The organism is Pseudomonas sp. MF6747 (assembly GCF_963890955.1).
Lineage (GTDB): Bacteria > Pseudomonadota > Gammaproteobacteria > Pseudomonadales > Pseudomonadaceae > Aquipseudomonas.
The window spans coordinates 328,814-341,669 of sequence record NZ_CAWPSZ010000045.1 but is presented as its reverse complement, the minus strand read 5'-3'; the positions used below and the strand labels follow the sequence as shown (position 1 = coordinate 341,669).

At 61.8% G+C, this 12,856-nt stretch carries 13 protein-coding genes; 8 read left to right on the top strand and 5 right to left on the bottom strand.

What is annotated here, in order from left to right:
- Position 1 precedes the first annotated feature (1 nt).
- Complete coding sequence (locus AACW30_RS25435; RefSeq protein WP_200623770.1) at positions 2 to 1,033, bottom strand: WD40/YVTN/BNR-like repeat-containing protein; 1,032 nt, start codon at positions 1,031 to 1,033, stop codon at positions 2 to 4.
- A gap of 300 nt (positions 1,034 to 1,333) precedes the next feature.
- Between AACW30_RS25435 and AACW30_RS25430 the strand changes: the two genes are divergently transcribed.
- Entirely contained in the window at positions 1,334 to 2,449 is a 1,116-nt protein-coding gene (locus AACW30_RS25430) for a Gfo/Idh/MocA family protein (RefSeq protein WP_200623754.1), read from the top strand.
- Between the two features lie 925 nt (positions 2,450 to 3,374).
- Here the strand turns inward: AACW30_RS25430 and AACW30_RS25425 are convergent.
- Complete coding sequence (locus AACW30_RS25425) at positions 3,375 to 5,000, bottom strand: methyl-accepting chemotaxis protein (RefSeq protein ID WP_119735900.1); 1,626 nt, start codon at positions 4,998 to 5,000, stop codon at positions 3,375 to 3,377.
- Between the two features lie 232 nt (positions 5,001 to 5,232).
- Between AACW30_RS25425 and AACW30_RS25420 the strand changes: the two genes are divergently transcribed.
- Genes AACW30_RS25420 through AACW30_RS25410 form a run of 3 tightly spaced genes read left to right on the top strand, consistent with a single transcriptional unit; the run spans position 5,233 to position 7,691 of the window.
- Complete coding sequence (locus tag AACW30_RS25420) at positions 5,233 to 6,660, top strand: nucleobase:cation symporter-2 family protein (RefSeq protein WP_169366944.1); 1,428 nt, start codon at positions 5,233 to 5,235, stop codon at positions 6,658 to 6,660.
- A gap of 12 nt (positions 6,661 to 6,672) precedes the next feature.
- On the top strand, positions 6,673 to 7,134 hold the full coding sequence (locus tag AACW30_RS25415; protein ID WP_119735904.1) for an LEA type 2 family protein: 462 nt from the start codon (positions 6,673 to 6,675) through the stop codon (positions 7,132 to 7,134).
- The gene (locus AACW30_RS25410; protein ID WP_200623753.1) at positions 7,134 to 7,691 is read left to right on the top strand and encodes a GNAT family N-acetyltransferase; all 558 of its coding nucleotides are present in this window, start codon (positions 7,134 to 7,136) and stop codon (positions 7,689 to 7,691) included. The genes AACW30_RS25415 and AACW30_RS25410 overlap by 1 nt, the downstream gene beginning before the upstream one ends.
- Positions 7,692 to 7,727: 36 nt before the next feature.
- Here AACW30_RS25410 and AACW30_RS25405 read toward each other — a convergent pair whose 3' ends face one another.
- Positions 7,728 to 8,654 carry a carbon-nitrogen hydrolase family protein gene (locus AACW30_RS25405; RefSeq protein ID WP_200623752.1) on the bottom strand — a complete coding sequence of 309 codons (927 nt, stop codon included), beginning with the start codon at positions 8,652 to 8,654 and terminating at the stop codon, positions 7,728 to 7,730.
- A 91-nt stretch (positions 8,655 to 8,745) separates the two neighbouring features.
- Between AACW30_RS25405 and AACW30_RS25400 the strand changes: the two genes are divergently transcribed.
- Positions 8,746 to 9,666 carry a LysR family transcriptional regulator gene (locus tag AACW30_RS25400; RefSeq protein WP_200623769.1) on the top strand — a complete coding sequence of 307 codons (921 nt, stop codon included), beginning with the start codon at positions 8,746 to 8,748 and terminating at the stop codon, positions 9,664 to 9,666.
- On the opposite strand, the gene AACW30_RS25395 is transcribed toward AACW30_RS25400, so the two are convergent.
- Positions 9,638 to 9,892, bottom strand: a complete 255-nt coding sequence (locus tag AACW30_RS25395) for a hypothetical protein (RefSeq protein ID WP_106579759.1) — start codon at positions 9,890 to 9,892, stop codon at positions 9,638 to 9,640. The genes AACW30_RS25400 and AACW30_RS25395 overlap by 29 nt on opposite strands.
- Positions 9,893 to 10,055: 163 nt before the next feature.
- Between AACW30_RS25395 and AACW30_RS25390 the strand changes: the two genes are divergently transcribed.
- Positions 10,056 to 10,376, top strand: coding sequence for a DUF883 family protein (locus AACW30_RS25390; protein ID WP_106579758.1), 321 nt, complete (start codon positions 10,056 to 10,058; stop codon positions 10,374 to 10,376).
- A gap of 49 nt (positions 10,377 to 10,425) precedes the next feature.
- Here AACW30_RS25390 and AACW30_RS25385 read toward each other — a convergent pair whose 3' ends face one another.
- Positions 10,426 to 11,463: an Ldh family oxidoreductase gene (locus AACW30_RS25385; protein WP_106579757.1), complete on the bottom strand. Its 1,038-nt coding sequence runs from the start codon at positions 11,461 to 11,463 to the stop codon at positions 10,426 to 10,428.
- Between the two features lie 169 nt (positions 11,464 to 11,632).
- Between AACW30_RS25385 and AACW30_RS25380 the strand changes: the two genes are divergently transcribed.
- Both AACW30_RS25380 and AACW30_RS25375 read left to right on the top strand, forming a co-directional pair.
- On the top strand, positions 11,633 to 12,691 hold the full coding sequence (locus tag AACW30_RS25380) for a DUF6543 domain-containing protein (protein ID WP_200623751.1): 1,059 nt from the start codon (positions 11,633 to 11,635) through the stop codon (positions 12,689 to 12,691).
- On the top strand, positions 12,667 to 12,813 hold the full coding sequence (locus AACW30_RS25375; protein WP_200623750.1) for a hypothetical protein: 147 nt from the start codon (positions 12,667 to 12,669) through the stop codon (positions 12,811 to 12,813). Before AACW30_RS25380 ends, AACW30_RS25375 begins: the two co-directional genes overlap by 25 nt.
- Positions 12,814 to 12,856: the final 43 nt, after the last annotated feature.

Below are 12,856 nucleotides of genomic sequence, written 5' to 3'. Positions count from 1 at the left end.
ATTATTTTGAGAGCTCTGCACCGGCGGCGGAGGCCACACGCACGCCACCCTGCCCGACCAGAATCAAGTTGCCGTTGCCCGCCGCGGTGACCGCCGAGAGTGAAATGCGGTCTGGGCGGTTGAACACGCTGAAGGTCTGCCCGTCGTCATAGCTGACCACCACGCTGCCACCGTTGCCGACCACCACCAGCGAACCGTCGTCGAGCAACGTGGCGCCGGACAAGCCAAATTCCAGGGCACCTCGCGCCGCGTTCAGCTCAACCTGTTCCCAGGTGCTGCCAAAGTCCGTGGAACGGTAGAGATTGCCGCGCAGGCCATAGGCCAACAGGGTGTGGGGTTGAGCGGTACTGATCACGCCAAACAGCGAGCCCTGGTACGGGCCTTCGAGCTTTTCCCAGGTCTGGCCGTCGTCACTGGAGCGGAACATGCTGCCCTGCTCACCGACGATAAACAGCCCGGCGTCCTTGATAGAGGCGATGGCGTTGAGGTGGAACTGGTCTTCGTTGTCGAGGCGGTCGCTGACGTCTGCCCAGGTTTTGCCGCCGTCGGTGGTTTCGATCAACGCACCGTAGGCGCCCACGGCCAGGCCGTGCTCGGCATCCTTGAACCAGATGTCGAGCAAGGGGGCTTCGCGTTTGAGGTCTTGGTATTGCTGGGTCCAGGTGGCGCCGCCATCGGCGCTTGCAAGAATCTGTGCGTCGTGGCCGACAGCCCAGCCGTGTTTTTCATCGACGAAAAACACCGCCGTCAGCAGTTGCCGAGTCGGCACTTTGGCTTGGGTCCAGGTGCTGCCCTGATCATCGGAATAGAGGATGTGCCCGCGATCACCGACCGCCACCAGACGGGAGCCGGCGTGCACCACGTCGATCATCAGGCCTTTGGCGGCCTTGGGGGATTGAATCGCAAATGCCGGCGGTGCGCCGGTTTCATCGGCTGCCAGCACGGGTGTCGACAACACCCCCAGCAGCGAGAGCGCTGTAGCCAGCATCGCAACCTTGCGTGCGGCGCGCGGGCGGCAAACAACCCAACCCATGACAGGCTCACTCATAGACCTTTCTCCCGATTTATTATTGTTAGGTCGTCTTGCCTTGCCGGCCTCTGAAACCTGCAATCTAGAGCGCCTGAAGGAAGCAGGGGCCATCCTATCGGGCTTTCGAATCGTCTGACAATCGGCGCTACGTTATCTTTTGTTAACTGGCGGGCTATGACGATGGCCTGAATATGAGTGCATTACCCAGGCTGATTAATGAATATTTATTCCATCTCTTGAATTTAGAGAATATTTATTCCATTAATGCACGTCCTGAAAACAATAATCCAAAGGAACACCGCTATGCGTGAACTCGGAATCGGCCTGATCGGCACGGGCTTCATGGGGCGCGCCCATGCCTTGGCGTTCAACAATGCCCGCGCGGTATTCGAACTGCCGGTACACCTCAACCTGGCCGCCTTGGCCGATGCCGACACCGAACGCGCACAGCGTTGCGCTACCGCCTGGGGGTTTGCCCAGGCCCACGGCGACTGGCAGGCGCTGATAGATGACCCCACCGTTGATGTCGTGGCCATCACCACACCCAATCACTTGCATTACCCCATGGCCATGGCGGCGATTGAAGCGGGCAAGGCGGTGTATTGCGAAAAACCGCTGGCGGTCAGCCTGCAGCAGGCCGAAGCCATGCGCCGCGCCGCGAGTGCGGCCGGCGTGGTCACGCGGGTAGGCTACAACTATCAGCACAACCCGATGATCAGCCTGGCGCGGCAGATGATTGCCGACGGCGAACTGGGCGAAATCATCAGTTTCCAGGGCGAGTTCAGCGAAGATTTCATGGCCGACCCGGCCTCACCTTGGTCGTGGCGCTGTGACGTGGCACATGCCGGCGGCGCCTTGGCGGATTTGGGCAGTCATTTGCTGTCGATGGCGCGCTACTTGGTCGGTGAGGTGCACAGCGTGTGCGCCGACACCCAGACCGTCCACGCCCAACGCCCGGTCGTCTACGGCAGCAGCGACCGTAAACCCATCGCGGTGGATGACCAGGTGCACGCACTCTTGCGCTTTGCCAACGGCGCGCGCGGCACGGTGAGCAGCAGCTGGCTCAAGCACGGCTACAAGAACCACCTGAGTTTTGAAATCAGTGGCACGCGAGGCACGCTGGCGTTCGATCAGGAGCGCTTGAATGAACTGCGGGTGTGTCGGCTCGGCCAGGACGGTTTCCAACGGCTGCTGGCCGGCCCTGCCCTGCCCGGCTATGCCGCGTTCAGCCCGGCGGCCGGGCATCAACTGGGGTACAACGAGTTGAAAACGCTGGAGGTGCACGAATTGATCATGGCGCTGGCGGGGCAAGGCGCGGGGGGCACTGACTTTGAGGGGGCATGGGCGGTTGAGCAGTTGGCAACGGCGATTCGTGTGGCTGCCCGTGAAGCGCGTTGGGTTGTGGTGGGTGAGGTGTGAGCGCGGGGGCTGGGTTTGACCGGGTGATTATCCGTTGTTTGGGAGAGGGCCGCTTTGGGTTCCGCCCTTACGGCGGGTCACTTTGGAAAAGCCCCAAAGTAACCAAAGGGCTCATGCCCCACCACTCGGCCCCTCGCTTAGGCTCGGTGTGCCCGAACGAAGGTACTACGGAGCGGGCCGCCGCGACGGGCCGTCCCTGCCCCGTCGCGGCTAAACCGGCGTCCTGGCGGTTTAGCCGCTCCGTACTACCTGCGCTCGGCCAGCGTGGTTTAACGGGGCGCCTAAGATCAAGATCAAAATCTACAGCACGGCGGCCTAGTAGCCGACCTGAGTGGTAGAAGCAAAAGCACAGCCGAGGCGGCCTGACAGCCGACCTGATCTTGAGAGCTGAACCCAATTCAATGTGGGAGCTGGCTTGCCTGCGATGGCATCAACCCGGTGTACCCGATACACCGAGGTGCCTGCATCGCAGGCAAGCCAGCTCCCACAGAAAAGCCAAGCACTGCGCTACTGGCAGTTGAACGCGGTCAACTTGTGGGAGCGGGCTTGCTCGCGAAAGCGGTATGTCAGTGACACATGACCTGACTGAACCACCGCCTTCGCGAGCAAGCCCGCTCCCACAGTTGGATCGCAGTGCATCCGGTAGATGGGTGTCGTGTGTACGCGGCCAAAGGCAAGCCAGTTCCCACAGAAAGGCAAATCAGCGCGGTGCTGGCAGCTGCACTCGGTCAACTTGTGGGAGCTGGCTTGCCTGCGATGGCATCAACCCGGTGTACCTGATGAACCGAGGTGCCTGCATCGCAGGCAAGCCCGCTCTCACAGTAAAGCCGCTCTGCTTGTGCTTGCACCCCTCAGGTCGGTGCCTGGGTGGTTGCGAAATCTGAGCGAAAACAGGGCGCAACACACACCCAACGCTTTTCGATCATCAGATCACGAACCGCGCCACCATCGCGTTCAAATCCACCGCCAGGCGCGACAGCTCGTGGCTGGCGGCGCTGGTCTGGTTGGCGCCGGCTGCCGACTGAGTCGCCAGGTCGCGGATGTTGACCAGGTTGCGGTCCACCTCACGCGACACTTGGGCCTGCTCTTCAGAAGCACTGGCGATGACCAGGTTGCGCTCGTTGATCAAACTGATCGACTGCGTAATCTGCTCCAGCGCCACACCGGCGGCACGGGCCATTTCCAGGGTGCTCTGGGTGCGCTGATTGCTTTGTTGCATCGACTGCACCGCTTCGCCGGTGCCCGTCTGAATGCCGGCGACCATTTTCTCGATTTCCTGGGTCGACTGCGCGGTGCGATGCGCCAGCGCCCGCACTTCATCGGCCACCACCGCAAAGCCACGCCCGGCTTCACCGGCGCGGGCTGCCTCAATGGCTGCGTTGAGCGCCAGCAGGTTGGTCTGTTCGGCAATCGCGCGGATCACGTCCAGCACCTTGCCGATGTCACGGCCCTGCGTGGCCAGGCCTTCGATCATCACCGACGTGGTTTGCACGTCCTGGGTCATGGTCTGAATCGCACCGACCGTTTCCACTACCCGATCACGGCCTTCACGCGCCGCCTGGTTGGACTGGCTGGACGCTTCGGAGGTGGATACCGCATTGCGCGCCACCTCTTCCACGGCGGCGGTCATTTCGTTGACGGCGGTGGCGGCCTGGTCGATTTCGTTGTTCTGTTGTTGCAGGCCTCTGGAGGCTTCCTCGGTGACCGCGCTCAATTCTTCGGCAGCAGAGGCCAGTTGCGTGGCCGAACCGGCGATGTGCTGGATGGTCTGGCGCAGGTTGGTCTGCATCGCAGACAAAGCGCCAAGCAGACGGGCCGGTTCATCCTTGCCATCATCTTCGACGAGCGTGGTCAGGTTACCGCTGGCGATGGTTTCGGCCACTTGCACCGCTTTGCGCAGCGGCGCAACGATGCTGCGGGTCAGCAGCCAGGCGAGTAACACCGTCATCAACGCCGCCACCACCGAAACGATGATGATGCCGCTGACGGCCTGTTGGTAGCTGCCTTCAGCATCCCGCCCGGCCTGGTCGGCATCGGCGCTGTTGATCGCGATCAGTTTGTTCAGCTGCTCACCCATCAGATCCGTACCGTCCTTGATCCGCGTATTGATGAGGCTGCGCATTTCGTCGACTTTGTTCTGCTGCGACAGCGACATCATCTCGGCCTGCGCCGCGAAGTAATTGTCGAGGGTCGCGGCGAAAGTTTTGTAAAGCGCCGCCTCTTCCGGGCCTGCCGGCATAACCGCATAAGCACCCTGGGCCTGCTTGACCTTGTCGACCAACACCGCCACGCGGGTCTTGGCTTCCTCAAGGGCGGCGGGCTCACGGTTGATCAATATCCGGAACGACAAGATGCGCAAGCGCAGGACGTTTTCCGTCATGTTGCCGAGAAATTTCACGCTGGGTAACTGGTTGGTCCCCATGTCCAGGGAAGACTGGCGAATCTGTGTCATGCGGTTGACGGCAAATACGCCAAGGATCACGACCAGCAACGCAATGAACGCAAAACCGAGGAAGGCGCGCGGGGCAATATTCAGATTACGAAGGGACATAGGGCTGCTCTCGAGAGATAGTGGGCGAGCGTCCCTGCCGCGACACGATCAGTCGGCGCCAACGCACCGCTCTGATCTTTGGGCACCACTGTTATAAGAGTTGGGTGGGCTTGAATACGGTATCGGCAGATGCCGGGATTTAATGCAGGATGTTTCGAAATATTTTTACACACTTCTGACGGCCGGCACTTTCTGGCATCCTGCGCGCCCCTTTCCCTAACGGGCCTGTATTTTGTCTGACACTCAAACCCCTCGCCCCCGCTATAAATCCGACCTGATCTACGGCCTGGAAGATCGCCCGCACTTTACTGCGGCGATTTTTGCCGCACTGCAACATGTGCTCGCCAGTTTTGTCGGCATCATCACCCCCACCTTGATCGTCGGCGGCGTGTTGGGCCTTGAAAGCGAAGTGCCGTACCTGGTGAGCATGGCGCTGTTCGTGTCCGGGCTCGGCACGTTTGTGCAGGCGCGCACGTTCGGCCCAATCGGTTCGGGCCTGTTGTGCCTGCAGGGCACCAGCTTTTCGTTTATCAGCGTGATTCTCAGCGCCGGCTTTATGGTCAAGGCCCGAGGCGGCGGCACCGATGAAATTCTCTCGACGCTCTTTGGTATCTGCTTTTTCGCAGCCTTTATCGAAGTGGTGCTGAGCCAGTTCATCGGCAAGTTGCGCAAGCTGATCACCCCGGTGGTGACCGGCACCATCATTACCCTGATGGGCTTGTCGCTGATCAAAGTGGCGGTCACCGACATGGCCGGGGGTTACGGCTCCAGCGATTTGGGCGCGGCCGGCAACATGGGCCTGGCGGCGCTGGTGCTGCTGACTATTGTGGTCCTCAACCGGTTCAGCAACCCGTTCCTGCGCCTGGGTTCGATCGTGATCGGCCTGACGCTGGGTTTTGTGGTGGCCTGGTGGATGGGCCGGGTCGATCTGGCAGCCCTGCCTCACGTGCCGCTGATCAGCGTGCCGGTGCCGTTCAAGTACGGTTTCTCGTTTGATTGGGTGGCGTTTATCCCGGTGGCGGTGATCTTCCTGATTTCGCCTTTGGAAGCCGCTGGCGACTTGACTGCCAACTCGATGATTTCGCAACAACCGGTCAAGGGCCCGCTGTATATCAAACGCATCAAGTCGGGCCTGCTGGCGGACGGCCTCAACTCGGCCATGGCCGCCACGTTCAATAGCCTGCCGATGGTGACCTTCGCGCAGAACAACGGAGTGATCCAGTTGACCGGCGTGGCCAGCCGCTACGTGGCGTACTTCATCGCCGGCCTGCTGGTGCTGCTGGGCCTGTTCCCGATGATCGGCGCGGTGCTGCAATTGATGCCCAAGCCGGTGCTCGGCGGCGCCACCCTGATCATGTTCGGCACCGTGGCCGTGGCCGGGATCAAGATTCTTGCCGAGGCCGGACTGCACCGGCGCAATGTGCTGATCGTGGCGATTTCCCTGGGCATGGGCCTGGGTGTGGCCGCCGTGCCGGAAGTGCTGCGCGACCTGCCCAAGGCGCTGCACAACATCTTCGAGTCGCCGATCACGGTGGGCGCGTTCTGTGCAATCCTGCTGAACATTTTCCTGCCCGAAGAGTTCATAGAGCTGGAAGAAGATGAATTTGATCCGGAGTCCTCCACCCTCAAGGTCATGCAGGACCCGGACGTCACGAAATAGGAGCACTTTTGAATGCGCAAGCTCATGGTTCTATCGTTACTGCTGCTGACCTTGAGCGCCTGTGCGCTGTTCCCCAATCGCGACCCGGTCAACATCAGCGTGGTCGGCATCGAGCCGCTGCAGAGCCAGGACCTGGAAGTACGATTTGCGGTGAAACTGCGGGTGCAAAACCCGAATGAAACGGCGATCGACTACAGCGGCGTAGCCCTGGATCTGGACGTCAATGGCCGGCCGTTGGCGTCCGGGGTCAGTGACCAGTCCGGCTCGATCCCACGGTTTTCTGAAACCGTGCTGAGTGTGCCGGTGAGCGTTTCGGCGTTTTCCGTATTGCGCCAGACCCTGGGCCTGAGCCAGACCCAAAGCTTGAACAACCTGCCCTATGTGCTGCGCGGCAAACTGGCGGGTGGCCTGTTTGGCACCCAGCGTTTTGTCGAGCGCGGCACGCTGGACCTGCCGAACACGGCGACCTGGTGATGGCCCGCCAACCGGTACTGTTGACCCCACGACTGATCCTGCGCCCGCTGGTGCTCGCGGATGCCGAGGCCATCCAGCAGCAGTTTGCGCATTGGAACGTGGTGCGCTACCTCAACGCCGCAGTGCCTTGGCCCTACCCGGCCGATGGCGCGCGTTGCTACCTGGAACAGGTCGCCTTGCCGGCCATGGCACGGGGCGAGCAGTGGCATTGGTCGATCCGCCTCAAAACTGCACCGGAGCAGTTGATCGGCACTATCGGCCTGATGGACGAACCGGACGATAACCGCGGCTTCTGGCTGGGCCCGCAATGGCAAGGCCAGGGCTTGATGACCGAAGCCAGCGCGGCGGTGACCGAGTACTGGTTCGAGGTACTCAAGCGCCCCGTGCTGCGTGTGCCCAAGGCGGCGCCCAATATTGGCTCGCGGCGGATATCCGAGCGCACCGGCATGCGCTTGATCAGGTCGCAGGAAGGTCGGTTTGTGGAAGGCACCTTCGCGCGCGACATTTGGGAAATAACCCGCGAAGAGTGGCTCAACACGCTACCTGCCACGCCGTAGGCGCCAGGCTAGCCGGCGCCTGCGGCTTGACCGGCTTCACTCGGTGAGGGTGCGCACGCCTCGTTTGGCGCGCTCATCCACGACCAGCTCAAACACATCCGGCCGCGCGTAATGCCCCACCACGTCATAGTCATAACGTGCCCGGACGAGGTCCTCGGTATTGATCTGCGCGGTCAATAACCCGGCCTCTCCCACCAACGGCCCGGCCAGAACATCGCCCATCGGGCCGATAATCACACTGCCGCCCGCGATCAATGCACGGTCTGACGGCCAATTGGCCACTTGCACGCCGAGCGCCGCTGGCGAGGCCTGCACCTGGCAGGCGCTGACCACAAAGCAGCGCCCTTCATGGGCGACATGGCGCATGCTCACCTGCCACATTTCGCGTTCGTCCACGGTCGGCGCGCACCACACGTCCACGCCCTTGGCGTACATCGCGGTGCGCAGCAGCGGCATCATGTTTTCCCAACACACCGCCCCACCGATGCGGCCTACAGCGGTGTCGATCACCGGCAAGGTCGAACCATCGCCCGTGCCCCAGATCAGCCGTTCGGTGCCGGTGGGCATCAGTTTGCGGTGCTTGGCAACCAGCCCGCCGTTTGGCTCGAAATACAGCACCGTGCAATACAACGTGCTGGCACTGCGCTCGATCACGCCGATTACCAGGCTGGCACCGGTGCGGGCAGACAACCCGGCCAGCGCTTGCGTCTCGACGCCCGGCACGTCGATGGCGTTGGCAAAATAACGGGCAAAGGCTTCGCGCCCCTCCGGCAAGCGATAACCCAGCTGCGTGCCGAAGCTTTCGCCCTTGGGATAGCCGCCCAGCAAGGCTTCAGGCATCACCACCAATTGCGCACCGCTGCGCAGAATCTCGTGCTCATAGCTCAGGATTTGCGCCAGGGTTTGCGCTTTGCCTTCTGGCAAGGCACCGATTTGCAAGGCAGCCACGGTAGAAAGGGGCATCACGATCACTCCAAATAAGGGGGGTTGCCCATTCTCCGATCAGCCGCGATCATGAATAAAGCCCACTTCAATGCTGAATGATATGAGCCAGATGAATATCGCCCAGGTTGACCTGAACCTGCTGAAAACCTTCGAAGCCCTGCACGACGAGTCCAGTGCCAGCCGCGCCGCGTTGCGCCTGGGCGTTACCCAGTCGGCGATCAGCGCAGGCCTGCGACGTTTGCGCGACGTGTATGGCGACCCATTATTTGTGCGCACCGGCCGCGGCCTGGCACCGACGTTGCGCGCCAATCAGCTCAAACCGGTGATCAGCGAAGCGCTGGACCGCTGCCGACAAAGCCTGGCCATGGTCCATCCGGACAATCTCGACTACCAAGGGCGTTCAGTGGTCCTGGGTTTATCCGATGACTTCGAAATTGCTTACGCCCGTCGGTTGATGGAGGCCATCGCCGATTGCGCGCCCAAGCTGCGGGTGATCTTCCGCCAGACCCACAGCCAGATCGTCGCCGCGGCCCTGCTTGACCGCAGCCTGGACCTGGCGATCACCGCGGGCGGGTTTGCCGAACGCAGGCTGAGTCGACAGGTAGTGGGCGAAGGGGATTACCGCTGCCTGGTCGACCCGGACAGCCTGGCGCCCAGCCAGCACGCTATCAGCCTGGATGAGTTCGTCGCGCGCGAGCACGTGCTGGTGTCGTCGGGCGGTTTTATCGGGATCACTGATGAAGGGTTGGCGGCGCAAGGGTTGAGCCGCCAGGTGCGCGCGTCCACCAGCCACTTTGCCGCGCTGCCGTTTCTGCTCAAAGGCAGCACGGCGGTGGCGACGATTCCCGGCCATGCGGCCCAGGCCATCGCGCACATGACCGGCTTGCGTGTACTGCCCTGCCCGTTGGCGCTGCCGGTTTACCCGGTAGAACTGGGCTGGCGCACCCAGGCGCAGCTTGATCCGCTGTTGCTCAAGGTGCGCGAGGCGATTGTGGCGTGCTTTATTTCGCCGCGGCCATCAGCTTGTTGACTTCGCTGCGCACCATATTGGAAAACTCCGGCGGCGACATGCCGTCGAGTTCTGCGCGCACCCATTCAGCCCACTTGCCCTTGCGCTTGGCGCGCTCGCCGAACAAGCGCGCCGCTTCGCCCTTGGCCTTGCCCAGGTTGGCCTGCCACAGGTCGTAGAGGCGTGACTTTTCATCTTCCAGCTCGGCGCGTTCGGCGAGGGTTTTGTTGGCGAGATTGAAGCTCATGTGGAAGTACCTGCTGCACAAATAGACGACATCTTACACTGTAGGTCGAAATATCCTGATTCGGATTTTGCCCAAAAACAGGCCCCGGCAAAAAAACTGCAACTTTTGCCGCCGCCTGACACTCCATTGTTCACTGTCACATTCACCTGCAAGGAGTCACACAATGGCCCGCAAATCTGCTGCCCAAGCTGTCGAAGATCAAATCAAGGATCAAGCTTTCAGTGAACTGACAGCGTTGATCGAAGAATCGGACAAACTGCTCAAGAGCAGCGCCTCCCTGGTAGGCGAAGAAGGCGAAACCCTGCGCGAACAGGTTGCCATCAAACTCAAGCAAGCGCTGGAGTCGGTGTCCAACGTGCGCGAGCGCAGCAAGCCGGTGGTCGACGCGACCGAAACCTACATCGGCGGCCATCCATGGCAGACCGTGGCCATCTCTGCAGGCTTTGGCCTGGTGGTGGGGTTGTTGCTGGGTCGCCGTAACTGATACACCGTACTTGATGCATGGGGGCTGCGCCGTTGGCGCAGCCCCTTTTTTACGTCTCCAGCAAGGCCTGCAAGCGCGCCAGCTCGCGCGCGTCCAGCTCAATACCTTGTTGCTGCGACTTCGCCCGTGTGCGGTGACGTCGATCCCCCGGTAACCGCCGCAACCCCGCCGCATGCATCTGCCGCACCAGTTCCTGGCTGCGTTCGGCGAAGTTTTGCCCGGCCGTCTTGCTCGGGTCGATGACGATCAGCAATTGCCCGGTCCAGGGTGTACGCGCGCCCGGATGATCGGCCCAGTTGAATTCAAACGAGAAATTGCCTCCCGTCAACGCCGCCGCCAGCAACTCGACCATCATCGACAAGGCCGAGCCCTTGTGCCCGCCAAAGGGCAACAGCGCGCCGCCTTCGAGCACGGCTTTGGGGTCCTGGGTCGGCTGGCCGAGGCTGTCAACGCCCATGCCCGGCGGCAAACGCTCGCCCTTGCGCGCGGCAATCTGCACGTCGCCGTGGGCGATGGCGCTGGTGGCCAGGTCGAAGACGATGGGCGAGCCGTCGGCACGCGGTGCGGCGAAGGCGATGGGGTTGGTGCCGAACAACGGCCGGTCGGCGCCATGCGGCACCACGCAAGTCATGCTGTTGACCACGCTCAACGCCACCAGCCCTTCTTCGGCGAAGGGCTCGACATCCGGCCACAGCGCGGCAAAGTGATGAGAGTTGTGAATCGCCAGCAGTGCGATGCCGGCGCTGCGAGCTTTGTCTACCAACAGCGCGCGCGCCGCTTCAAGGGCCGGCTGGGCGAACCCGTTGCCGGCATCCACCCGCACGAAGCCCGACGCCACATCCGTGACCACGGGCGTGGCCTTGCCGTCGACCCACCCGCTGGCCAGCGTGCTGAGGTAACCGGGGATGCGGAAAATGCCGTGGCTGTGCGCACCGTCGCGCTCGGCGCTGGCGCAATTGCGCGCCAGGATCGAGGCAACCTGCGGTGAGGTGCCGTGCTTGACGAATATCGCGTGCAGCAATCCCACCAGGTCATCGAAACCGATGAATGCTGCAGGACTGTCAACGAGCGGGGACTGGGCAGACATCTGTAGCTCCGATTTTATAATTGGAAGAGACAACAAGAATCCAGACCGCCGATTAAACAACGCCTCCTGTGCCTGCTGTCAACGGGCGCTTGCGTTATCTACCGCCCAGCGTGCTGCGCGACCTCCTACTTTGGCGCTTGATGACCGCCGCGTGAAAGGAGAGCGCCCCATGACGCAAGTGACACCACCGCACTTTTTCGATGAGTTCCTACAGACCGTCAAACGCAAAACCCCGTCAGCGCGAGAGCGCGCGCTGGGGTTTTCGGTCAAGGACCTTGATTGGCTGCACACGCTCTACTACGCCACCGATGCAGCGCGCCAGAATGAGGCGGTGCACGGCTACCCGATGAAGGTGGAAAGGCTGTTGGCCAACGCTGGGGGCAAGCCCGCCATTGTGCTGGCCGGGGCGTTTATGATGAGCCCCACACCCGATGCCAGTAAGGCCGTGCTCTACAGCCCCTATGGCGGCCTTGAGCTGTTCGACAGCCGCGCCGACCTGCTCATTGAGGTGCAGGAACGCCTGGCGCATCCGGCCAAGCGCGAAGAGTTGATGCAGTTTGTACCCGTCGGCGTGTACCACGAAGACATCGGCGCTCTCAGCCTGGTGCCGCTGGCCGGCAACGTCTACCCGGTGAAAAAAGCCGGTGAGCACTGGCGCATCAGCAACGGTGTACAGCACGGCCCTTATTTGCAGCGCAACGCGCTGGGCGAGTGGGTGCTGGACCTCGACCGGCATCACCCACGCTTTGGTAAAACCTTGAGCCGCTACGCAGGCAGGCTCTCCACCCGTGCAGCCGAGCGGGAAGCCATCAATATTGAGGCCGTGGGGTTGCGGGAAATCGCCGCGCTGTCCAGCTGGAAGGCGCGCTGTATCGATGAAGCACTCAACGTCGCGACCTACTATGCGGTCACCTGCAAGCGCAACATCGTCAACTTTGCCGTGCAAAGAGCCCCGAACAGTCGGGTCGGACGTTTTTTAAGTGAGTTGTTCGGCGTCATCACACTGACCGCTGAACAGGTACACAGGGTTGAACGGCGAGTCGACGAAGTGCTCGGTGAACTGGTCAACCCCACCCTGACCGCCCCGATTCGACGCGCTTTGTCAGCGGCATCCACCGGTACAGCCCGCACGACACCTCCGCGTTCGTCTTGCCCAACGATGCCGACAAGATCTACCTGCTGGACCGGTTCTTCGACCCGCGGATGGACATCTATCAAAACCGCTTGATCGCGCCGTTCGACATTTCGGCGCACGCACGCGCGACGACGTTGATTCACGAGATAACGCACCTGATTTCCGCGACCGAAGATCTGGCCTACCTCGACACCATGCGACGTTCACAGACCTGATCAATGTACAGATCAGCGGCGCGACACAGCGCTGTCAACCTTG